Source organism: Borrelia turicatae 91E135, assembly GCF_000012085.2.
Lineage (GTDB): Bacteria > Spirochaetota > Spirochaetia > Borreliales > Borreliaceae > Borrelia > Borrelia turicatae.
In genome coordinates this window covers 815,855-839,840 of sequence record NC_008710.1, presented here as the reverse complement: position 1 = coordinate 839,840, position 23,986 = coordinate 815,855, and the positions used below count along the sequence as shown (strand labels likewise).

Below are 23,986 nucleotides of genomic sequence, written 5' to 3'. Positions count from 1 at the left end.
TATTTTTCTAAAAAATCCACTGATACTCTTTTGAAACAATTACTTTTTGAATATAGTCCTTACTAAGAGAAAATTTATCAATAAGCTCTTTAAGATCTCCCTTACTAAGAATATTACATTCCAATGACAGTGTAATTAAAGCTCTTTCTGCTAAAAAAGGCAATCCTAACAAATTCTCTAAAACTGCAATATCACATTTTCCTCTAGATTCAATCAAAAGAGAATTTTCAAAATTTGAATTCCTCACATTACTGCTCAAATCCATTATTTCTCTCTCAAACAATTTTCTATCACCTTGCGTATACAACAATGCAAAAGGTTTAAGAATGGTAAAAAAATACTCCCTACCAACAAGATAATGATGCCTAGAACATCTTGTAGCATAATTTGGATAAATAGCAGACTCAACAATCTCATCACCACCAACAATTAACAAAGGATCAAAATAAGGTGCAGCTATTTCTTCTCCCTTGTAAAAATAATATCTGTATGTTAAAAAAGATTCATCCATACAATTAACATGCTCACAATAAGCACCAAGACGACAAATCTTATCTGAATATTCTATTAAGAGTTTAGCAGTATTATTAAATATTTCTTTCCTAAAATTATAAAGTAAAGTAGGAAGTATAAATAATACATTTGAATCTAATGCGATTTTATTTAAAATAAAAACCAAGCGTTCATCGTAAAAACAAGTTTCATCAATAATAAAAGTTCCATATTCAGGATTATCATCTATTAATTGGCCTACATCAAAAGAATCACCTGCAAAATCAACTCCATCAATCCTATCACTTCCACCGCCTCTATAAGGAATAACATTTTTAGGATAATCTTTAAACCTTTTCTTATCAAGAATATTTCTAATAAAAAATATATTGGCTCTGTTTCTACGTCCCTTGGTAATGGGATCTAACACTTTAGAAGATTTATTCTTGATAATAAGAGAATCTTTATAAATTTTAGCAGCATATTCTGTCTTACCACTACCCATAGGACCAATTATAAGCATTAAATTTAAATTAGCTTTAAAATCAAAATGACTAATAGACACAATATCATCTAGTTTGGATTTAGTATCTCCACTAACTAAATTAAAATAAAAGCTCATAAAAATAAACTCCAAACACGTTAAAGATTTTTTATACAAATACAAGAGAATCAAAAGGAATAACAAGTTGTAAAGGAGCTCCTAAATACCCTGAAAACAGTCTTTTAACATAAAGCAATAAGACAAACACTCTCTTATCCTTAATATAATTAGAAGCATAAACAAAAATTTCATCATTATCCCTAAAATTAAGTTCATCACCAAGACCATTTGCAAAGACCTTAGCAACTCTATATTCCCTTCCAGAAACTAAACTCAAATTCAAACCCAAAAAAGCTCCCATCAAATTCTTAAAAGAATCACCCTCTATAATACTCTCAATAATATTGTCCGGCCGGTCTTGTGGATACAAATAACTCTCATACTCTTTATTATCTCTTCTATACTTAAATTTAACCATAGATTTTTTTTGCAAAATATAATATTGAAGATCTCTTAAGCTATTAAATTTCAAAGAATCAACACTAAGAATAGAATCCCCACTCCTTAAGCCCCCAATATCTGCAGGAGAATTAGGAGCTACATATGATATCTCTAAATCTTTCAAACTTTCAGAAAAAGTAAATCCCAACCACTTATTTCTTAAAATTCCACCTCCATACATAAATGGTAAAACCTTTAAAACCCATTTTGAAGGTATAACGAAATTAAGACCTTGAGAATGTAAAATTCCAGCAAATGTAAGTCCAACTAACTCACCACTTTCATTTACCACAGGTCCACCGGAATTTCCCTGATTAATGGCAGCATCAATTTGATAAGAATCGCCAACAGATAATAAATTTCTATTCTGCCCAGAAATTATTCCTGATGTAATAGTTTTCTCAAAACCCATAGGAGAACCCATGGCATAAATTCTATCTCCAATATTAATATTCGAAGAATAATGCAAATTAAATTGATGCTCTAATTTAAAAGATACCTTAATTAAAGCAAGATCCATTTCCTTTGAATAAGAAATGACTGTTGCGGGGAGTTTTTCACCCTTGCCTCTTGGAAGTCTTACATAAAGATTGGAAATCCCATTATAATTATTATCAACTTGAGAACTAATTACATGATAATTGGTCAAAGCATATCCTTTAAGACTATCAACAACAAAAGCAGAGCCTAATGCAATATTTGGCAACCTATGACCGTTTAAAATTTTAGTACCCATATCCACCCAAACTGTTAAAACAGCCGTATCAAGCAAAACATTTCTCAGAGGAGATTTTTCATTAATAACAAAATCTTGCAAAGAATCAAAAGTATTATCCAATGAATAATATTTTGCAAAGAAACTCGCAAGCATTGGGTCCTTGCGTTTTACACTCTCAAGATGCTTTAAAATTAATTGTTCTCTACTCTCAGCAAGCATCATACCAAACAAATTTAAAGTTTCAAGCTTAAAGAGTGCTTTATCATAATTTCCTTCCTTACAAAATTTAATATATTCATTTTGAATCCCGGTTAAAGCTTTATTTCTTAAGCCTAGAATACCTTGATCCATTTCAAAACCATTATTTCTTAGATTATAATAACTTGAAAGAGCAATCTCAAAATTATTATCTTCAATATGTTTATTTATGCTTTTAGATGGTATATAATAAATTTGTTTGTCATCTATGTCTTTTATTGTGTTGCATGAAAAAATTAACATAAAAATAATAAAAATTTTTCTATGCATCAATAACTCTCAAAAGCTAATTAATGTTATGATAGACATCAAAACTATCATCTAAAATAACTTTCTTAACTTTCAAAACTCCTTTATCATAAATTTCAATATAATTGAATTTCTCAGACCCATTAATTTTTCTATAAATTGAAACCAAATTCCCAGAAGAGTAATTCTTCACTTCAATAATATCAGAATTATTAAAAGTTTTTTTCTCTATTAAATTTTTTTGAATATCTAAAACAGAAACTCGTTTTGGATTTAAACTTAACATACTGGGAAGAAAAATTTCTGGAACATTAGCTATTAAAAACTCATTAATACCTACATAATCAAAGTTGTAATTAAAATAATTATCAAAAATTTCATACCGAAAAGAATCTAAAGCAAAAGTATATACATGTTTTTTATCTGAATAATCAATCTCAATCATATTGACATAAGGATAAACAGAATAATTAACCTTATAACCAAGCAAAGCATTTTCATAACGAACAGGGACTTTATCTTTGAAATAAACTTTATTAAAATACTTTTCACCTAAGTTTAAATCCATAGAATAGTCCACTATTTTTGAAAAAAAACTTACCAAAACTCCATTCTCAAATACTGCGGCATTATTTTTGTCATCTACAAAATACATACCGGTCAAATCCTTATAATGACTTAAAAATTCATCTCGTATACTAGGATCTCTTAAGAGATCATAAAACATTTTATATTCACCTATCATTTTTGGAGGGGCTTTTTTAAAAAACATATAAGCTTCATCAGGTGTCAAGAGTCTATATTTAAGCAAATACGTACTCTGAAGACCGTTTAATTTTTCGCTCTTATTTTTTAAAAAAGTAAATAAAGCAACAGAATTAACCTCATTTAATGTTGTATTTCTAAAAATAAAATCAATATTATCACTACTAAAAAAAGAATCTTCTTTTAATTTAAGTTTACCAAAAAGACTTGGAAAAAATTTATCTTCTTTTAAAAACCATTTAAAAAACCTCAAATCATCACTATACATAGCAAAAGAGTCGGCTAACACTTTACTAAAACTTCCCTTAAAATCCCCAAGTTTACTGGAAGCTTCAAGTCTCATGTAAATCAAGTCTTTATCACTTTGCAGATCCCCATACAACTTATCATAAATAGTAATAATTTCCCTGTTTTTATCAATATCCTCATTTTGACGTAGAATCAATGAAAAATATTGATAATACAAATCTCTAGGCTTTACAAACGTAAAATTATTAATATCTATTGCTGATCTCAACAAATAAATTTTATCCAACAGAGAAATATCATTTCTCAATGAAAGTTCATAAAGAGAATCTGAGTTTCTTAAATTAAACTCAAGAGAACCATAAAGCATATCAAGCCCCCTTTGAGTACCATCAAAATCTTTAGCCTCAATAAAAAGAATGTCTGATATATCTTTGTCTCTATGATTTAAACTAGCATTTAAATCATTCAAGCTTACTAAAAAGAAAAACAGAAACATAATTTTCAAGATAACCATAAGACCCCTTCAAAATTTTATTTACCCATTGACTGTCTCCAGTTTAGACTCTCTTAAACTTTTCTCATGCTCACTCTCAACAATTTCAAATCCTAAAAGCTCTCTTACTTCATTATCTGTCAAAGTTTCTCTTGCAACCAAAGCTTCTGCAAGCTTAACTAACTGATCTTTATGGTTCATCAAAATATCTGAAGCTTCTTTTAAACATCCTTCAAGAATCCTCTTAACTTCCCTGTCTACTCTATCAGCAGTATGCTCAGAATATGCTCTTGACTTAGAAAATTCTTTTGGAAGAAAAATTGGAGCTTCATCATCCACTAAAAATATTGGACCTACATCTTCCCCCATACCCCATTCTGTAACCATTTTTTTTGCCAAATTAGTAGCTTGCATCAAATCATTTTGCACACCAGCTGTAGTAAAACCCAAATTAATCTGCTCACTAGCATAACCACCATAACATATCTTAATCTTATCAAGAATCTGATTTTTATTTATTGAAAGCCTATCCTCCTTAGGAAGAGAAAAAGCAACTCCAAGAGCTCTACCTCTAGGAATAATAGTAACCTTATGTAAAGGATCAGCATATTCAAGATAATAATGAAGCAATGCATGTCCTGCTTCATGATAAGCTGTTTCAAGTTTCTGTCTATCAGTAATAGTCATAGACTTTTTAGCAACACCCATTAATATTTTATCCCTAGCTTCTTCCAAATCATGCATAAGAATCTCAGATTGATCATTCCTTGCAGCAATTAAAGCACCCTCATTAATCAAATTTGCAAGATCAGCACCACTAACACCAGGAGTAGCTCTTGCTATTACATGCAAATCAATTTCTTTTGAAAGTTTAGTCTTTTGAGCATGTATATTCAGTATTGCTTCTCTCTCCTTAATATCAGGAAGCGTCACGGTTACTTGCCTGTCAAACCTCCCAGGTCTAAGCAAAGCAGAATCAAGAACGTCAGGCCTATTTGTTGCTGCCATCACAATTACATTAGTATATGTCCCAAAACCATCCATCTCGACTAATAACTGATTAAGAGTTTGTTCTCTCTCATCATGACCACCACCAAGGCCAGCTCCACGACTTCTTCCAACAGCATCAAGTTCATCAATAAAAATTATGCAAGGAGCATTTTTTCTTGCATTGTCAAACAAATCTCTAACACGACTTGCTCCAACCCCTACAAACATCTCAACAAAATCAGAACCTGACATATGAAAAAAATTTACACCCGCTTCACCTGCAACTGCTTTGGCAAGCAAGGTCTTTCCTGTCCCAGGGGATCCTACTAAAAGAACACCTTTTGGAATCCTTGCACCTATCTTTTCAAATTTCTTAGGGTTTTTAAGAAATTCAACTACTTCCCTAAGTTCCTGCTTAGCTTCTTCTTGCCCAGCAACATCTTTAAAGGTAACTTTATTCTTTCCTGCCTCATACTTTTGAGCATTGCTCTTTCCAAATGAAAAAACCTTGCCTCCACCACCCTGAGTTTGACGAAATATAAAGAAAAAGAAAATAAAAAATAATATCCATGGCAAAGTTTGAAGAATAACACCAATTAAAGATGACTGACTCTTTCCAGAACTTACCTCAACTCTCTTTGCTTTAAGCTCAGAAAGCAGATTGATATCAAAATAAGGAATACTAGTAGAGAAATAAGATTTTCCTAAATTTGAATTTTTGACAATAAATTGAATTTGACTTTTATCAATTATTATAGCTGATTCAATTAAACCACTATCTAAATAAGTTTGAAATGTACTATAAGGCACGTTTTTATAATTTTCTCCGCCACGTATAAAATAAGACATGAATATTGCTAAAACTAAAAAGACTATAACAAGAACCAAAATCCAATTCTTATTTTTCTTTTTGTTATTAGATTTACCATTATTATTCAAATTATTATTGTTAATATTCATTCCTTTAAAAATCCTCCGAACAAAGATATATTAATTTTTTTAAGAATACTCTTATCACTCCACATTAAGTTTAAAGTATTTAAATCAATAATGCCAATTACCTTATCATCTAACACTAACAACATTAAATAAAGTGGATTATATCTTACAAACTTAGAAAAGAACTTCTTTGATTGTAACTTACTTTTAAAAAATCTATGCCTAAACTCATAAGAACAACATCTCAATGTTAGTATAGAATTATCTTCACACTCCAAATATTCTAACAAAATCTTACCTAAAGATAAACTATGATATTCATTAAGTCTTAAGAAAAAATCAAAAGGCTCATGCATCTCTTCAGATTTTCTAAAGATAAGGTTAATCTTATCTTGACGTTTTTCCAAAAAAAAATCATTGGTTTTAAGTAATATTTTACTTTTTTTATTAACAAGATTTACCCTAAAAATCTCACCTAAAGTGCCATATGACAAATTTGACACAATGCCTTCTGAATTTAAAATCTTAAAAATACTCCTAAAAACCAAATACTTTGGCAGCCTGAAAAAAGTCATAGCATCAAAAGAATAATAATAATTACCCTTACTAGGAGGAAGATAATCTTCTTTATCAAAATAATCTACAAGCTCACCTGAAAAATCAGATATTCTTTTCAAACCCCTTTCATATCCCTTAAAAATCTTCTTAATAACTGGCATAAGATTATTTCTAATTCTATTTCTTAAATACAAATCTTCACGGTTAGTACTATCAACAGAATAAACAATATTATTCAAAGAAAGAAATTTTTCAATATCCTCTCTTGATACCTCAATTAAAGGTCTAATAATATTGCCATTGATAACTGGAATACCAGACAATCCATCCAAAAACGAGCCTTGAAAAAATCTCATTACCAAAGTTTCAAATTGATCATTTTGATTATGAGCAAGAGCAATATAACTTGCCCCATTTTCTATAAAAGATTCTAACAAAGCATCATAGCGATATTTTCTAGCCAACTCCTCAACTGACATACCAAGCTGCCTAGACTTTCTCTTTATATCAACACTACATCTCTTTATTTGAAAAGTAATACTATAAAAATTACAAAACTTTTTTATATGTTCTATTTCCAGATTTTGCTCGAAATCTGATCTTATATAATGCGCAAAATAAAGTGCAACAATATTATTATTTAAATATTCCTTTAAACTCAATAACAAGGTAGTAGAATCTGCCCCCCCAGAAAAAGCAACGATTACTTTTTCTTTGGTTAAAGAATTTTTAAAGTAAAAACTTTCTATTTTTGTTAAAATATTATTCCAAAACATCAAAAACTACTAGAATTAATAGTCGCAATTTTATTCTCAAAATTACACTCATCAATACTTAATATCTCTTCACTTAAAAAATTAAATACATTTTTAATACGCTTAAGCTCACTATCGCTAAACTTTGCAAGAACAAAATCTCTAAGACTAGATTCATTATTATTTCCAACTCCAATATAAAGTCTACTATATTTAGTACTTCCAAGGCTCCCAGAAATAGAACGAAGTCCATTATGCGTAGAAGTACCCCCTACCTTTCTAAGTTTACACTTTCCCAAAGGTAAATCAACATTATCAACTACAATCAACAGATTAGTCATTTTCATATAAAATCTAGCAAAAACAGAAGGAAAAATATTACCACTCAAATTCATATAAGTTAAAGGTTTAATTAAAACTATCCGTTTATTCTCAAAATTAAAATCAGAGTATTCATAATTTTTTACCTTTTTCAAAGAGAGACCATGCTTTACAACCAATTTATCTATAAGCCCAAAACCAACATTATGTCTAGTATGAAAAAAATTAGACCCGGGATTACCCAGGCCAACTATTAACAAATCCATATTTTTTTATTTTACAAGCAAAATAGACAAATTTTCATCCTCTTCAGCAAGTTTCACATTCTCAGGAAGTACAATATCCTTAAAAGTTATTTGATGTCCCTTCTTAACAGGCGTTAAATCTACTTCAACAAATTCTGGCAAATCTAAAGGCAATGCCTTAACTTTGATTTTAGTCCGAAGCACACTTAAAGTACCACCTTCCTTAACACCAATAGAAGCCCCTACAAATTTAATTGCAATATATCTTTCAATATCTCTATTCCTATCAACCTCATAAAAATCAACATGATAAATAAGTCCCTTAGTAATATTTTCGCTCACATCCTTAATAAAAACACATCTCTCGACTTTTCCGTCACTTAAAATTAAAACAGTATTATCTGTAAATTTTGCAAATCTCTTATTAAATTCATTACTTGCAATTTTGATATGCAGGACATCACTTTCTTTTCCATACACAACAGCTGGTATCTCAGATTTTGCGCGTATTCTACGAGCACACAAAGAACCAAAATTTAATCGACTTTCATATTTTAAAATCCTACTACTATCCACAATGCAACTCCTAACCTAATATAAAATACTGGGACGGAAGGATTCGAACCCTCGAATGCCTGGACCAAAACCAGGTGACTTACCACTTGTCCACGTCCCAAATACTTAATTATCCATAAGTCAAAAGGATACAAAATACAATACACTTTGTCAATAATATTTATTAGCCTAATTCAAGTTCAAGACTTGAAGGATTTTCCTTCACATATTCTTTAAAAATAGCACTTTGCAAAATCTCTCTAAAATTTTGATTAATAGGATGTACAATGTCTTTATACTCTCCGACCTTAGTTCTTCTATTAGGCATAACAATAAAAACACCTTTTTGCCCCCTAATAACCCTGATATTATGCAAAACTAAACAATCATCAAAAGTAACTGTCACATATGCCAATAGCTTCGAACCGGGATTTTTATTATCAACTCTCCTAATTCTTACGTCTGTAATATTCACTCCTAGGCCTCCCTAAAATACATGTTTTAAATCTAGAATATTTTTAATTTTTTGTAAATAATTCTTGCGATATTTTTATTTTTTTTAATTAAATAACTCTCAAGGATAAATAATTTTTCCCTGATCCCATATCTTTTCAAGTTCATAATATTCTCTGGCCTTTTCACTCATTAAATGTACAACTAACCCTTCACATGAAATAATTGTCCAATCATGAACAAAACCTTTACCCTGAATACAATAATTAAAATCCTTTTCCTTAAAAAATGTTATTAATCTTTCGGCATACAAAGCTTCCATTTGCTTAAATGATGAACATGAAACAATAATAAAAAAATCAGCCCAATTACAAACAGAACCAACATTAATACCTAAAACATCAATTCCGCCAAAATCAGATATAATCTTACATAATTTCTTAACATCATCTATTTTTAACATATCTTCCATCAAAATCATCTCCCAAAATGATTATTACATCAGGACTCATATCAGGCACATCAAGTCCTAAAGTATCTACACGAAACTCAGAAATTGGTTTAATGTTTCTTGCTCCAATTACATCCCCAACCTTAATGGCGATCTCTAAATTATCTGAATTATTTATTATCAAAGTATGAGAATAATTATGCCTATCTGCATTACCAAACCTTACAACCTTAAATTTTAAAGATTTAAAAATATCCGCCGCATTCCTTGCAAGTCCAGCAGTCTTAGTGCCATTTAAAACAATAACTTTAATCACCTCTTCATTTCTAGTTTCACCCATTAAATCTCTATTTAAATTTTCTATCGATTCCTTAAGAACCGCTCCCCCATAATAAGGAAAAACAACTTTTATTAAATTATCATTATTATCCTTAAATGTTTCCTCTTGCCCTTTAATATTGATAAAAATAAATTTCTCATTATTTATTTTATAATTAGCAAGAATATATTTAAACACAGTTTCAGAAAGATCCGTATCTAACATGAAATACATTTTAGAAAAATAATCATACTCTTCTTTAAAATCAGAAAATTGTGTCAAGATTTTCTTAAAAAATTCCTTAAAAAACTCAAATCTTTCATCGTAAGAAGAAATATCTCTGAAATAACTTAAATAATCATAAGATTTATCCCCATCAAAAACAGAATTACCAGAAGGTATTAATATAGGACGTACTAAACTGTATATTTTAACAGGATTTTTAACAAGAAGACGAACTCCACCAATATAGTCAACAAATTTCACAAAATTACTCTTTTTAAAACAAATATAATAATCGGGTTCATGATTCAACTGTCTAGATACTTTAGACAAAAATTCATTAAAGCTATTCTTTTTATATAAATCTTCAAACCAAGATACATTTCCCTTTAAATCCTCATAACCTGTATAAACAGGAATATCTAAAAATCCAACATTTCCTGTTTTTATATTAATAAAAATCTCTTGCATACTTAAAAGATTGTCATTATCATCTTCTATAAGAAATAAAAAACTAATATTACTCTTAGTATTCAATTCAAAATATATTTGCTCTCTTTTAGAACTATCAACAAAAAAAATCACAATACCAAGAACTATTAAAATAATTAAAACTAAAAAAAATAATTCTTTTCTCAATTATTTACCTTTAACATATAAATTATTACTCTTAATATATTGCAAAACATCAAAGGGAAGCAAATAATCGACAGGTAATCCTTGCTCAATTCTACTTCTAATTTCTGAAGAAGAAATAGAAAATATTCTATTATCAATATAGGTATGTTTAAACCGACTAACTAATCTTTCACTGTAAATTCTGTGAACCACCACAAGATTAACAGAGTCGATTATTTTTTCTGGATTTTTCCATGAATCAAAACTCTCAAAAAGATCATCTCCAATTACCAAATAAATATCATCATGAACATATTTATTCCTAATACAAGCAATGGTATCAACAGTATAAGTTATTCCGCCATTTATAATATCGCATTCATCGATAAACATATTATTTTCATGTTGTACGGCCAACTTAAGCATCGCAATTCTATCTTTAACACTAATATTTTCAACACACTTATGAACAGGTTTATGAGTAGGAATGAATAGTATTTTATCAACATTTAAAAAATGCTCTATCTCTTTTGCTAAAAACATATGCCCAACATGAACAGGATTATAAGTACCACCCAATATTGCTATTCGCATAAATCTCCCATGTTATACATTTAATTTACTACATTAATTAATGTCTGAACAATATTAATTTTGAACTTCTAAAAAAACAATAACTTTAAATCCTCGATAAAGCAAAAAGTTCATTAACAAGCTCATCTATTCCCCTATTATCATAAATAGAAATTCCTAAAACTTTTTCGCCATCCAAAGCTCTTTTTAACTGATTAAAATTTTCAATAGCACCTTCTAAATCAAGTTTATTAGCAACAATTATTCTCTTCTTACTTGAAAGGCCAACATCATACACACTAAGCTCATTAACAAGAATGCTATAAGTACTCATAAAGTCATTACTGGCAACATCAATCAAAAAGACCAAAATTTTGGTCTTTGAAATATGTCTTAAAAATTCAAAACCAAGACCCATCCCTCGACTTGCACCCTCAATTATCCCAGGCACATCAGCAATTACCAAATCCTCATAAGAGGACTTCAAAACACCAAGATGCGGAACTTTAGTAGTAAAAGGATAATTTCCAACCTTTGACCTTGAAGCAGTTATCGTAGAAATAAGAGAAGATTTACCTGCATTAGGCAGCCCAACAAGTCCAATATCAGCTATCAATACTAATTCAAGACGTAAATCCAAAGTAGTACCAGATTCTCCAGGTTGAGCAAACCTTGGTGTCCGTTTTGTAGAACTTTTAAAATTTACATTTCCAAGGCCACCTCTTCCACCCTTTAAAGCAATAACTTCATCATCAAAGTTCTGAAGCTCAAACAACATAGAATCAGTAAAAACATCATAAACACGGGTATTGGGGGGAACAAAAATAACTAAATCTTCACCAGAAGCCCCACTTTTCCTAGAACCCATCCCAGGCTTACCATTATTAGCAGCAAGCTTTTGACCATTTTTATAAAAAGATAAGGTTTTAAGATCTGGCTTAACCTTAAAGACTACATTTCCACCCCGACCTCCATCACCACCATCAGGACCTCCTTTGGCTTTAAATCTTTCACGCAAAAAAGAAACACATCCTGCACCCCCACTACCTGAAGACACAGTTATGTTTAAAGAATCCTTAAATGTATGCAAATCAACCTCAACTATAACAATATTAAATAATATTTATATATTTTCGGCCCTTAGAAGTTTTAAACTCTACTACACCATCCTTTAATGCAAATATTGTATGATCTCTGCCAAGTCCAGAATTTTTGCCTTTATGAAATTTTGTACCTCTTTGACGTACAATTATTTCTCCAGATCTCACAAATTGCCCACCACTTCTCTTAACACCAAGCCTCTTAGATATAGAATCTCTTCCATTCTTAGAACTACCACCACTTTTACTTGTTGCCACTAGTTTCCTCCAAAATCAATTTAATATCACAAGGATATTCAAAGCACAAATCCTTTACACCTTGTATTAAAAATTTACTATAATAAAAAAGATTCTGTCTATCCAAATCTTCAAAAAAAGCCTCAAATTCTAAACAACCTCTTAAAGAATTGTCCACAGTAAAATCTTCTTTCTCACAATCAAGAACACTTAAAAAAGTCCTTAAAATAAAAGAAAAGGAAGAACAAACTATATTAATATGATTATTCCCTTTAGCATGTCCATTGGCTAAAATATAAATAATTATATCATTACGGGTCTTTATTAAAACATTAATCACTAACTAACAACTATATCATCAACCAAAACATAAGAATAGGATTGACGATGGCCGACCTTTCGCTCACTTGACTTTCTTCTTCTATATCTGTAAGAGATAACTTTTTTATCTTTTTTATTTTCTATATAAGTACATTTTACACAAGAACCTAAAACATAAGGTTTTCCTATCTTTACATCTCCATCCTTGTTTACAAGCATTACACTGCTAAATTCTATTTTATCACCTTCACTAGCTCTAATTTTATCTATCTTTAACATCTCTCCCATAATAGCCTTGTACTGCTTACCCTTTATTTCCAACAACGCATACATCACAATCACCTCTCAATGTTCAGCTAAGTATTATAAATTTAATGAACTTTAAAGTCAATTATTTAAGCTCAATTAACTTATTTAATCTCTCTCAATTAATAACACAAATTATTTATTAAATAACTATCAAAAATACTTAACAAGAGAATTCAAACTATATTCCCGTAAAGCATCTTTACCATTCATACTCACAAGTTCAATAAAACAAAAGATATCAGATACCACCCCACCCGACTTTTTAAGCAACATAGCGGCTGCTTTCAAAGTGCCTCCGGTAGCTAAAATATCATCAACTAACAAAATATTTGAATGTTGTTTAACATCATCTTTATGTATTTCAATACTGCTAAATCCATATTCAAGATTATATTCCTCTCTTAAGACTTGCCTTGGAAGTTTACCTTCTTTTCGAATTAACAAAAGAGGCAATCCCATTTTTAAAGCCAAAGGCGCACCAATAAGATAACCTCTTGATTCAATAGCAGCAATGTAATCGATGTTTCTTGATAAATAAAAAGCATGTGCATCTTCAATTAAAGATTTATATGCTTCTGCTTTGAGTAAAACATTAGTAATATCATAAAAAAGTATACCTTCCTTTGGAAAGTTAGGTACTTTCATAATAAACTTATCATAATATTCCGTTTTATCTTTCATTAAGATTTCCCACAAAAAATTAAATATTTATTCTTTTATTTTTCCGCTACAGGGGGGTTTGGCACTATGCCTTCTACATCTAATTTTGGAATCTCATCTTCATTAGCTCTTGTCCAAATCTTACTTCTACCAAAAATCCATACCTTACCCTTGGTAATAAGATTACCCGTTTTTGGATCTACCCTCATTTCAGAAGTATAAATTTTACCATTCTTAGGATCAATAATCTTACCCTTATCCCACTTGCCAGAAGACTTAATATATTTAAGCCCCCACATAAAATCAAGACCTTCGGTACTTAAATGTTCAAAACCTACAACCCTATAACCAGAAGGATCATTAATATCATGCACCTTCCCATCTTTTATTACATTTAAAATTCTACCATAGACTTTATCATTATACTTATAAACATAAATTACAGAATTTTTAACATTCGTAGTACCATCATATCCAACCCAATATCCTAAAACCTCACTACCGTCTTTTTTATTGTCTGTTTTTTCAGACTCTGCAAATGCAAAAAACGAAAAATAAAATAAAAGAATAATTCTCAATACATTCTTATCCATATAAACTCCTAAAATTAACATCTGAGCCAACAATTTAAATAGATCATGACAAAGAAAGATTATACATTTATTTCATACTTTTTGCAAAAGGAATAATTTACTTACATAATTTAAATTACTCAATACAAATTGATAGTTCAATCTTAGAAAATCAAAATACACAAAACAATAAAGAAATCAAAATTGATATATACTAATTTTAGTGATAATATATAGTATATATCGATGATAAATAATGAGGTTTTATGTGGTAAGAGGTATTTATACTGCTGCCAGCGGAATGATGGCACAAAGACACAGATTAGATGTTATTGCGAATAATTTAGCAAATATTGACCTTACGGGATACAAAAAAGATTTATCTGTTCAAAAGGCATTTCCCGAAATGTTAATTAGGCGAATTAATGATGATGGTCTTTACAAATTTCCCAAAGGATACCTGGAGACAGCACCTGTTATTGGCAAGCTTGGTACAGGAGTTGAAGAAAATGAAATCTATACTTCTTTTGAACAAGGACCACTAAAAATAACTGGGAATCCTCTTGACTTAGCATTAACTGATGAGGGCTTTTTTGTTGTTCAAACACCAGAAGGAGAGAGATATACAAGAAACGGTTCTTTCATACTCGGAGCAGAAGGCATACTTATGACAAAAGATGGATATCCTGTAATTGGAGAGAAGGGATACATATATCTAAAAGATAATAACTTTAAAATAACAGCTCAAGGACAAATATTTCATAATTCAACATTTGAAAGAAATCCCAAAAAACTTGTAAGTGAATATGAAAATTCATGGGAAAACTATGAACTCCTTGACAACTTAAAGATTGTAAATTTTGAAAAAACAAGATTTCTACAAAAACAAGGAAGTTCACTCTGGAATAGTACAGAAATATCTGGACAAGCTAGAAATATCGAAATAAATTCAAGACCTAAAATTGAAACTGGTACTTTAGAAGGCTCAAATGTAAATGCCATCAATGAAATGGTATCAATGATTACAGTTAACAGGGCCTATGAAGCAAATCAAAAAACAATACAAACCGAGGATTCACTTCTTGGTAAATTAATTAACGAAATTGGAAAATTTTAAGGGGATTAGCTTATGATGAGAGCACTCTGGACAGCAGCCAGCGGAATGAAAGCACAACAATATAACGTGGATACAATTGCCAATAATCTTTCAAATGTAAACACTACAGGATTTAAAAAAATAAGAGCCGAATTTGAAGATCTAATATATCAAACACAAAAAAGAGCAGGTACTCCTGCAACTGAGGATACAGTAAGTCCCCTTGGCAATCAAGTTGGACACGGAACAAAAGTATCAGCAACACACAGAATCTTTGAACAAGGCAATCTGCAAGCCACTAATTTGAAAACTGATGTTGCAATTGAAGGTGATGGATTTTACAAGATTCTCTTACCAGACGGCACTTACGGATACACCAGAGATGGTTCATTCAAAATCGACGCAAACGGAGATCTTGTAACAAGTCAAGGATACAAATTATTGCCTGAAATATCCTTTCCTGAAGAATATATAAAAGATTCTATTATAATATCTCAAGAAGGAATAATATCTGTAAAAGTTGATGGAAGCCCTGATCCAATTGAACTTGGTCAAATGGAAATTGCAAGATTTGTAAACCCAGCAGGTCTCAATGCAATTGGAAACAATATATTTAAAGAAACCATTGGTTCTGGAGAAGAAATATCAGGAACACCAGGAAGTAGTGGAATGGGTAGGCTAAGACAAGGCATCCTTGAAATGTCAAACGTATCAATTGCAGAAGAAATGGTAACAATGATCGTTGCGCAAAGAGCTTATGAGATAAACTCAAAAGCAATTCAAACCTCAGATAATATGCTAGGAATTGCAAACAACTTAAAAAGGTAGTGAAAACACTCAAAAATAAATTTATATTCTATCTATTTACAATAAATTTATCACAAATAATGCCTTATGATACCTGTTTTACAATATCTCCTAGTAAAACATATTTTTTCTCAAAAGAATACTCAAAAATGTGCAATGATAATAACTTATCACAAATTTACATAAGCCCACATCTTAAGCAAAAGCAAATAATATTTGAAATGATTAGCCATATCACAAAGAATCTAGCAAGCAAAAACATTTACATATTACAATTCAGTTTTGATGAATCAGAGATCAATATAGAAGATAAATTTTCCACCGATATAAAATTTAAGGCAATAAAAAGTATATCATATAAAAATATACCAATACAAAAAACTTTGGTTTATTATACAAAAAAATTTGAAGACTATAAGAAACATAATAAAGTAAATATGTATATTGACATAATAGAACCAATCGTATTTGCAAAAACAGATTTAAAGACGGGCCAAAGCTTAAATGAATATAATGTTTATTTTAAATATCAAATAAACACAACTAAAAACAACGAAACGCTAAGCCTAAACGAATTAAACCAAAGTAACTATATGGTATTACAAGATATAATCAAAAATGAAGAGCTTAGGCTAAATAAAATACAAAAACAACAATAATACCATATTCAAACATATAAATTCCCAATTCTGTTATTAGCTTTACTAATCGATTATAATGACAAAAAAATTATAGGAAATTTTCTCTTTATTTTATAATTAAGCTTTAAATTGTCAAGTAAACCCAAAGAAAAAATGAATAAACTAAAAGCAATTGCAATAATATTAAAATAAAGGTAAACTATATTGCCATACAAAAGGAACAAAATCATGAAACTATTGATAATGCTAACCATCTTAAACTTAAAAATAGTCCTAAGCTCATTCGCACAAGAAAATCAACCTTTAAAAAATTTTGCTAATGAAAATAGCACTATAAATCAAATAAGTGAGCAAATAAAATTAAAAAATATCGCTGAAATTAAATCTACAGGTTCATATACGTTAACAGGAATTGGAATAGTAGCAGGCCTTGCTGATAAAGGAGATTCTCTAAAGAGAAAAGACATTTTAAATAAGGCTTTAAATAAAATTGGCATAAATGAAATAGATCTAACAAACATAGGAAGCAAAAACATCGCATTAGTAAGCACAACAGTCAAAATAAATGGAAACATAATTAAAGGTGTAAATCACAATGTTTACATAGCATCAATGCTAGATTCAAAAGACTTAACAAATGGTATACTTTTAAGAACAGAACTGAAAGATAAAGAAGGGAAAGTACTAGCAACAGCCTCAGGTCCAATAATAACTAACGAAAAATCAAAAGGTACAGGATATATACTAAACGGAGCAACAATACATGAGAATAAAAACTATACAAATTACAATATAATTCTTAAAAAAGAGGATTATATCTTAGCAGATTCAATAAGTAAAAAACTAACAAGTAAAAACATAAAAAATAATATAAAATCAGGAAATATCATAGAAATTGAGATCAACGAAATTGGATTGCTAGGCGAAATTGAAGAAATAGAAATAAAAACTATGCCTAAAGTTCTAATAAGTGAACAAAACAAAATCATTATAGCAAGTACAAATGCAGAAATAGGACCCCTTATATTTTTAATTGAAAGAAACGGGGAAAACTTATTTAGTAACAGAAGCAATGAAAAAATAAAAATAGAAATACAAAAGATGAAAATAAATGAATTTATATCAAAAAATTCAAATATGCTTAGCAATGAAGAATTAATAAAAGTAATTAAGGCAGCTAAAAAAATTAATAAATTACATGGGGAATTAATTCTGGAGGAATAGATATGACAAGTAAAATCAATTTACAATGCTTAGAAACAAAAAATCAAACAAAACAGGTAAAAATTCTAAAAGACAAAATAGAAAAAACAAATCAGCACAAAAATGACAACAAACTCTATGAAGCTGCACTAGAATTTGAGTCAATCTTTATAAATCAAATGCTCAAGAGCATGAAAAATTCTTTAAAAAAAGAAAATAATCTAATTAATGGGGGTCAAACAGAAGAAATTTTTGAAGATATGCTCTATTCAGAAAGAGCAAAACAAATAGCCAAATCTAAAAGTTTTAGACTTGCTGATTTAATTTATAACCAAATAGCAGAAGTAAATAACTTTAGAAAATAGTTCATATTTAATAAAAAATATTAATTATTTTCTAAGTTGGCATGATTTTTGCATCACATCAAAAAGAGAGAGGAATGTTGATACGCAAATTTCAAAAATGGGAGAAGTATTGTGAATATATTTAGCAATGAAGATTTAAACATATACTTAAAATCCGTAAGAGAACACAGACTGATAACTCACGAAGAAGAAATTGAACTTGCAAAACAAATTAAACTAGGAGACCTGAAAGCCAAAAACAAAATGATAAATGCCAATTTACGTCTCGTCTTAAAAATAATTAAAAGATATGCTGGCAAAGGATTAAAAGTTGAAGACTTAATACAAGAAGGAAATCTAGGTTTAATTAGAGCAGCTGAAAAATATGATCCAAGTAAGAACACCAAATTTTCAACTTACGCCTCATTTTGGATTAAACAATCGCTTCAAAGAGCATTAAATACCAAAACCAGACTTGTAAAGGTACCATACAGAAAAGAAAATTTAATACTCCAAATAAATAAATATCTCATGGAAGAAGAAAAATCACCAAAAAAAGAAGACATAATGGAAAGATTTAACTTAACAACTGCTCAATATATAAAAATCATTCCCTATCTTGAAAAAGAATATTCCCTTGATAAAAAGATCGAAGGTTCAGAAAATTCTACGCTACTAAACCTCTATGAAGACAATTCTTTTAATCCTGAGAGTACCCTTGAACAAAATTCAACATTAAAACATCTCAATCACATACTAGAGACCAAACTAAATGAAAAGGAAAGATACATCATAATAAAAAGATATAACTTAGACAACAGTGATAAAAAAAGCACCTTAAAAGACATTTCCAATGAACTTGGAATCTCCTCAGAAACCGTTAGACAAATTGAAAAAAGAGTACTAAAAAAACTCAAAGAAGAACTTTATCAATAAACGTTGACTTAATACCAGATTTTGATATAATGAGAAGCTACTGGACATGAGTATTCACAATGTTTCTATTTTTCTAAAGAAACATAAATTAAAAATCACAATATCATTTGTTATTATTACATCTTTTGTCTCAATAATCATGCTATTTTCTAGCCTTGTATATATAAAATCAAATGCAAAAAAATTCAATCTAAACTTTAAGAACAAATTAGCAAAAATTAAAAAAGAAAATTTAATAAAAATACAAAAAAATTTAAAACCTACATTTTATCTCATAATTGATGATGTTGGCTATGACGAATTTATGTTAGACGAATTTATAAAAATTGACTTAAACATCAATTTTTCAATTATTCCCTTTTTACCAAAATCAATGGATTTTTATAACAAACTAGCAAGTAAAAATAAAATTATAATGATTCATTTACCAATGCAATCAAAATATAAAAATTCAATAGAAAAATTTCACATAAACATTAACGATAATGAATTTGCAATACGAACAAAAATTGAAAAAACATTTCAAACATACTCCAATGCAAAGATCATGAATAATCATATGGGAAGTCTTATTACTGCAAATGAAAATATAATGCAAATTATTCTAATCAAACTTAAAGAAGAAAATAGATACTTTTTCGATAGCCTAACTACGCAAAAAAGCATATCCGCAAAAATTGGTAAAAAAATTGGGATTATAGTAGAGCAAAGAGACATATTTCTTGATAACAAAGATAACGAAAAAGCCGTAATTAAAGCACTTGAGAGAGCAAAACAAATAGCTAGAACAAAAGGAATTGTTAAAGTAATAGGACATATTTGGTCAAAAAATACTCTTAAAATACTCAAACAAGAAGCAGTAAACCTAAATAAAGAATTTGAATTTAAAAATTTAATCAACCTTTATAAAAGAGAGGAAAACAATGAGAGTGCTTGGAATAGAGACTTCATGCGATGATTGCTGTGCAGCTATAGTAGAAGATGGTGTTAAGATTTTAAGTAATATCAAGCTTAGTCAAAAAGAACACAAAAAATATTATGGTGTAGTTCCAGAGATTGCCTCAAGGCTACACACGGAATTTATCATGTCTGTTTGTCAACAGGCCATAACAAATGCTCAAATACATGCATCAGAAATTGATTTAATAGCAGTCACATCTAAACCTGGTCTTATTGGCTCCTTAATTGTTGGTGTAAACTTTGCTAAAGGTTTATCAATTGCCCTCAAAAAGCCTCTAATTTGCATTGACCATATTTTAGGTCATCTTTATGCTCCTCTAATGATTAAAAAGATAGAATATCCATTTCTATCTTTAATATTAAGTGGAGGACACACAATACTTGCAAAACAAAATAACTTCGATGACATTGAAATACTTGGACGAACGCTTGACGATGCTTGTGGAGAAGCATTTGACAAGGTAGCAAAATACTATAAAATGGGATTCCCAGGTGGGCCAAACATAGAAAAATTAGCCAAAAACGGTAACCAATATGCATTTAATTTTCCAATTACAATTTTTGACAAAAAAGAAAATAGGTATGATTTTTCATATTCAGGCCTCAAAACAGCATGTATACATCAACTTGAAAAGTTTAAAGACAAAAATGAAAACATAACAAAAAATAATATTGCTGCAAGCTTCCAAAGAGTAGCTTTTGAAAATTTAATTATTCCAATTAAAAGAGCAATAAAGGATACCAATATAAAAAAATTAATAATATCTGGAGGAGTTGCAAGCAATCTTTATTTAAGAGAAAAGATCAAAAACCTTGAAATAGAAACATACTATCCCCCAATCGACCTTTGCACAGATAACGGAGCAATGATTGCAGGGATTGGTTACCTTATGTATTTAAAATACGGGGCAAGTCCAATTGAAATTGATGCAAATTCAAGAATAGAAAACTATAAACATACAAAAGGAAAGACAGTATGAAACGAGTATTAGCCATGCATGACATTTCAACTATAGGTAGAGCATCACTTACAATATGCATACCAGTCATATCATCATTTAATATGCAAGTTTGTCCATTTGTAACTGCAGTTCTCTCAGCAACAACAGATTACAAAGAATTTGAAATAATAGATTTAACAAATAAATTAAAAAAGTTTATTTTATCTTGGAAAAATCAAAATGAAAACTTTGACATATTCTATAGTGGATTTCTTGGAAGCAACACCCAGCAAAAAATAATAAAAAATATGTTCAAACTACTCAATTTTGAAAAAATAATAATTGATCCTGTATTTGCAGACAATGGTGTACTCTACCCTACTTTTGATGAAAAAATAGTGAATGGATTTAGAAGCCTAATAAAACATGCAAACATCATAACACCTAATATCACAGAATTGAAAATGTTAGCTAAAACGGAAAAGATAAACAATAAGGATGAAATAATAAAAGCAATATTAAATCTTGAAATAAACGGAATAATCGTAGTTACAAGTGTAGAAAAGGAAAATCTTATAGGAAATGTTGTTTATAACACGCACACAAAAGAATATTCAGAAATCTTTTTAGAAAAACTAGAACAAAACTTCGGTGGAACAGGGGATTTATTTGCAAGTCTACTAATAGGATATCTGGAAAAATCGGAGATAGAATATGCTTTAGAAAAAGCAACTAAAGTAATTCACTCAATAATCAAATTTTCTATTGAAAATAATACTATTAAAAATAAAGGTATTCAAATTGAGCAATTTTTAAAAAATATTTTCTAACCTATTTTAATATAAGATTCTCTCTTAGCAGAGTCAAAACGTGGGTTTAGAGACAAACATAATTTGATATAAATGGACTACTGACATTTTTTTAAATTCAATAAAATTTAGAATAGTCACTGTAAAAGTAAAAAAATGTATAATATTTGCATTAAAATGCATTGTTAAATTACAATGTATATAAAAGAGGTATATGAAAGCTAAGAAAAGAATATTTTTTACAGGGGGAGGTACAGGGGGGCATGTTTTCCCAGGAATAGCAATAATTTCAAAATTAAGAGAACTTGATACAAATATCGAATTTTTTTGGTTAGGACAAAAAGACTCAATGGAAGACAAGATCATAAAAGAGCACGCGTATATCAAATTTATCGCAATTCCATCAGGAAAACTTAGAAGATATTTTTCACTGCAAAATTTTACTGACTTTTTTAAGGTCATATTTGGAATAATCAAAAGCTTTTTCATAATAAAAAAGTATAAACCCCAAATTATATACGCAACTGGCGGTTTTGTATCAAGTCCACCAATTATTGCAGCAAGTTTACTTAAGGTAAAAAGCATAACCCACGAAATGGATCTTGATCCTGGGCTTGCAACAAAAATCAATTCAAAATTTGCAAACAAAATACATATCAGCTTTAAAGAAAGCACAAAATATTTTAAAAACAAAAATGTCTTATATACAGGCTCACCAATCAGAAAAGAATTCTCAAATCCAAATCCAAATATAATAAAAAATTTAACTCAAGATACAAAAAAACCCATAATTAGCATACTTGGAGGCTCTCTTGGAGCAGAAATTCTAAATAAATTAACACTCAATATCAAAAACAAAATTGATGCATATTTTATCCATCAATGTGGAAGGAATCTAGATGCAACTAGAGAAAATAATTATTTAAGAAGTCAATTTTTTAATGCAGAAGAAATGGCAAGCATAATAAAATTTTCAAATATAATAATAAGCAGAGCAGGATCAGGTGCTATTAAAGAATTTGCCAATGCTGGTGCATGCGTAATATTTATTCCATTTGTAAAAGGCTCAAGAGGGGATCAAATCAGAAATGCAAAACTATTAGAAGAACAAAATGCGTGTTTCAAAATAGATGAAGAGAATTTAAGTGAAAGCAAAATCATAAATATCATAAAAGAGATCCTAGAAAATAAAGAAAAGTCCAATATACTAAGAAATAATATAAAAGAATTTCACAATCAAGACTCATCAAACCTAATAGCTAATCTATTGTTAAAAGAATTTGGGAAAATAAATGCTGGTTAACGATCCTTTCAAAATAACTGGTATAGTAGACATACTAATAATAATAATTTTTATATCACTAGGATTTAGAGGATTTTTACGGGGGTTCATCAAAGAAATTGCTGGATTTGTTGAAATTTTTACTTTAATATTTTTGATCTACAATAAAACCAATGATTTTAAAATATTAATATCACCTATTCTCGATTTATCATATGTTCAAGCACTACTAGTATTTTTTTTAATAATACACATAGGATTTTTAATCTTACAAGCATTAATCGAATCAATAATAAATCATCTTAAGTTATTATTTTTCAACAGGTTACTTGGACTAATACTTGGTTTATTTGAAGCCTTTGGAATAATTGCAATTGTAGTATATATAATATACTCTCAACAACTCTTTAATCCCAGCTACTTCTTAGAAGAAAGCAAATTGCTTAAATATCTAAATCCTAGCATAAACTATTTGTTTAAAATATCAAAAACACAGTAAA

The 23,986-nt window shown here is 29.3% G+C and carries 28 protein-coding genes and 1 tRNA gene; 11 read left to right on the top strand and 18 right to left on the bottom strand.

Features of this window, described 5'->3' with window-relative positions:
• Positions 1-7 precede the first annotated feature (7 nt).
• The 18 genes from BT0_RS04040 to BT0_RS03955 form a co-directional block, all read right to left on the bottom strand.
• Positions 8-1,114, bottom strand: a complete 1,107-nt coding sequence (locus BT0_RS04040) for a thymidine kinase (RefSeq protein WP_041178590.1) — start codon at positions 1,112-1,114, stop codon at positions 8-10.
• Positions 1,115-1,145: 31 nt separating this feature from the next.
• A complete protein-coding gene (locus BT0_RS04035; RefSeq protein ID WP_236842852.1) occupies positions 1,146-2,783 on the bottom strand; it encodes a S1C family serine protease in 1,638 nt (545 codons plus the stop codon).
• Between the two features lie 16 nt (positions 2,784-2,799).
• Positions 2,800-4,290 (bottom strand): hypothetical protein, encoded by a 1,491-nt coding sequence (locus BT0_RS04030; RefSeq protein WP_011772722.1) that lies wholly within the window; start codon positions 4,288-4,290, stop codon positions 2,800-2,802.
• Positions 4,291-4,311: 21 nt separating this feature from the next.
• Positions 4,312-6,219 (bottom strand): ATP-dependent zinc metalloprotease FtsH, encoded by a 1,908-nt coding sequence (gene ftsH, locus BT0_RS04025; RefSeq protein WP_011772721.1) that lies wholly within the window; start codon positions 6,217-6,219, stop codon positions 4,312-4,314.
• Positions 6,216-7,532 carry a tRNA lysidine(34) synthetase TilS gene (gene tilS, locus BT0_RS04020; protein ID WP_041178536.1) on the bottom strand — a complete coding sequence of 439 codons (1,317 nt, stop codon included), beginning with the start codon at positions 7,530-7,532 and terminating at the stop codon, positions 6,216-6,218. Before tilS ends, ftsH begins: the two co-directional genes overlap by 4 nt.
• On the bottom strand, positions 7,532-8,098 hold the full coding sequence (gene pth / locus BT0_RS04015; RefSeq protein WP_011772719.1) for an aminoacyl-tRNA hydrolase: 567 nt from the start codon (positions 8,096-8,098) through the stop codon (positions 7,532-7,534). The genes tilS and pth overlap by 1 nt, the downstream gene beginning before the upstream one ends.
• Positions 8,099-8,104: 6 nt before the next feature.
• Positions 8,105-8,653, bottom strand: coding sequence for a 50S ribosomal protein L25/general stress protein Ctc (locus BT0_RS04010; protein ID WP_011772718.1), 549 nt, complete (start codon positions 8,651-8,653; stop codon positions 8,105-8,107).
• Between the two features lie 28 nt (positions 8,654-8,681).
• A tRNA-Gln gene (locus BT0_RS04005) sits at positions 8,682-8,753 on the bottom strand.
• 63 nt (positions 8,754-8,816) lie between these two features.
• Positions 8,817-9,107, bottom strand: coding sequence for a septation regulator SpoVG (gene spoVG, locus BT0_RS04000; RefSeq protein WP_011772717.1), 291 nt, complete (start codon positions 9,105-9,107; stop codon positions 8,817-8,819).
• Positions 9,108-9,206: 99 nt separating this feature from the next.
• Positions 9,207-9,557 (bottom strand): ribosome silencing factor, encoded by a 351-nt coding sequence (gene rsfS / locus BT0_RS03995; protein ID WP_041178535.1) that lies wholly within the window; start codon positions 9,555-9,557, stop codon positions 9,207-9,209.
• Positions 9,532-10,716 (bottom strand): LCP family protein, encoded by a 1,185-nt coding sequence (locus BT0_RS03990; protein ID WP_011772715.1) that lies wholly within the window; start codon positions 10,714-10,716, stop codon positions 9,532-9,534. The genes rsfS and BT0_RS03990 overlap by 26 nt, the downstream gene beginning before the upstream one ends.
• A complete protein-coding gene (nadD, locus tag BT0_RS03985) occupies positions 10,717-11,289 on the bottom strand; it encodes a nicotinate (nicotinamide) nucleotide adenylyltransferase (RefSeq protein WP_011772714.1) in 573 nt (190 codons plus the stop codon).
• An 85-nt stretch (positions 11,290-11,374) separates the two neighbouring features.
• The gene (obgE, locus tag BT0_RS03980) at positions 11,375-12,358 is read right to left on the bottom strand and encodes a GTPase ObgE (protein WP_011772713.1); all 984 of its coding nucleotides are present in this window, start codon (positions 12,356-12,358) and stop codon (positions 11,375-11,377) included.
• Between the two features lie 22 nt (positions 12,359-12,380).
• Positions 12,381-12,626, bottom strand: coding sequence for a 50S ribosomal protein L27 (rpmA, locus tag BT0_RS03975; RefSeq protein WP_011772712.1), 246 nt, complete (start codon positions 12,624-12,626; stop codon positions 12,381-12,383).
• On the bottom strand, positions 12,613-12,945 hold the full coding sequence (locus tag BT0_RS03970; protein ID WP_011772711.1) for a ribosomal-processing cysteine protease Prp: 333 nt from the start codon (positions 12,943-12,945) through the stop codon (positions 12,613-12,615). The genes rpmA and BT0_RS03970 overlap by 14 nt, the downstream gene beginning before the upstream one ends.
• Complete coding sequence (gene rplU, locus BT0_RS03965; RefSeq protein WP_041178534.1) at positions 12,945-13,259, bottom strand: 50S ribosomal protein L21; 315 nt, start codon at positions 13,257-13,259, stop codon at positions 12,945-12,947. The genes BT0_RS03970 and rplU overlap by 1 nt, the downstream gene beginning before the upstream one ends.
• 126 nt (positions 13,260-13,385) lie before the next feature.
• The gene (locus tag BT0_RS03960) at positions 13,386-13,916 is read right to left on the bottom strand and encodes an adenine phosphoribosyltransferase (protein WP_041178533.1); all 531 of its coding nucleotides are present in this window, start codon (positions 13,914-13,916) and stop codon (positions 13,386-13,388) included.
• Between the two features lie 35 nt (positions 13,917-13,951).
• Positions 13,952-14,488 (bottom strand): DUF2147 domain-containing protein, encoded by a 537-nt coding sequence (locus BT0_RS03955; protein ID WP_041178532.1) that lies wholly within the window; start codon positions 14,486-14,488, stop codon positions 13,952-13,954.
• Between the two features lie 247 nt (positions 14,489-14,735).
• Between BT0_RS03955 and flgF the strand changes: the two genes are divergently transcribed.
• The 11 genes from flgF to BT0_RS03900 all read left to right on the top strand — a co-directional run bounded on the left by flgF (position 14,736) and on the right by BT0_RS03900 (position 23,985).
• On the top strand, positions 14,736-15,584 hold the full coding sequence (gene flgF / locus BT0_RS03950; protein WP_041178531.1) for a flagellar basal-body rod protein FlgF: 849 nt from the start codon (positions 14,736-14,738) through the stop codon (positions 15,582-15,584).
• 12 nt (positions 15,585-15,596) lie between these two features.
• Positions 15,597-16,391, top strand: coding sequence for a flagellar basal-body rod protein FlgG (flgG, locus tag BT0_RS03945; RefSeq protein WP_011772706.1), 795 nt, complete (start codon positions 15,597-15,599; stop codon positions 16,389-16,391).
• Positions 16,391-17,029, top strand: coding sequence for a hypothetical protein (locus tag BT0_RS03940; protein ID WP_011772705.1), 639 nt, complete (start codon positions 16,391-16,393; stop codon positions 17,027-17,029). Before flgG ends, BT0_RS03940 begins: the two co-directional genes overlap by 1 nt.
• 210 nt (positions 17,030-17,239) lie before the next feature.
• Positions 17,240-18,235, top strand: a complete 996-nt coding sequence (locus tag BT0_RS03935; protein WP_049752274.1) for a flagellar basal body P-ring protein FlgI — start codon at positions 17,240-17,242, stop codon at positions 18,233-18,235.
• Between the two features lie 2 nt (positions 18,236-18,237).
• Positions 18,238-18,579, top strand: a complete 342-nt coding sequence (locus tag BT0_RS03930; RefSeq protein ID WP_011772703.1) for a rod-binding protein — start codon at positions 18,238-18,240, stop codon at positions 18,577-18,579.
• Between the two features lie 111 nt (positions 18,580-18,690).
• Positions 18,691-19,494, top strand: a complete 804-nt coding sequence (locus tag BT0_RS03925; protein ID WP_011772702.1) for a sigma-70 family RNA polymerase sigma factor — start codon at positions 18,691-18,693, stop codon at positions 19,492-19,494.
• Positions 19,495-19,540: 46 nt separating this feature from the next.
• The gene (locus tag BT0_RS03920) at positions 19,541-20,452 is read left to right on the top strand and encodes a divergent polysaccharide deacetylase family protein (RefSeq protein ID WP_011772701.1); all 912 of its coding nucleotides are present in this window, start codon (positions 19,541-19,543) and stop codon (positions 20,450-20,452) included.
• Positions 20,418-21,434: a tRNA (adenosine(37)-N6)-threonylcarbamoyltransferase complex transferase subunit TsaD gene (gene tsaD / locus BT0_RS03915; RefSeq protein ID WP_011772700.1), complete on the top strand. Its 1,017-nt coding sequence runs from the start codon at positions 20,418-20,420 to the stop codon at positions 21,432-21,434. The genes BT0_RS03920 and tsaD overlap by 35 nt, the downstream gene beginning before the upstream one ends.
• Positions 21,431-22,225: a PfkB family carbohydrate kinase gene (locus BT0_RS03910; protein WP_011772699.1), complete on the top strand. Its 795-nt coding sequence runs from the start codon at positions 21,431-21,433 to the stop codon at positions 22,223-22,225. The genes tsaD and BT0_RS03910 overlap by 4 nt, the downstream gene beginning before the upstream one ends.
• A gap of 193 nt (positions 22,226-22,418) precedes the next feature.
• A complete protein-coding gene (murG, locus tag BT0_RS03905) occupies positions 22,419-23,507 on the top strand; it encodes an undecaprenyldiphospho-muramoylpentapeptide beta-N-acetylglucosaminyltransferase (RefSeq protein WP_011772698.1) in 1,089 nt (362 codons plus the stop codon).
• A complete protein-coding gene (locus BT0_RS03900; RefSeq protein WP_011772697.1) occupies positions 23,497-23,985 on the top strand; it encodes a CvpA family protein in 489 nt (162 codons plus the stop codon). Before murG ends, BT0_RS03900 begins: the two co-directional genes overlap by 11 nt.
• The last annotated feature ends 1 nt before the right edge of the window (position 23,986 follow it).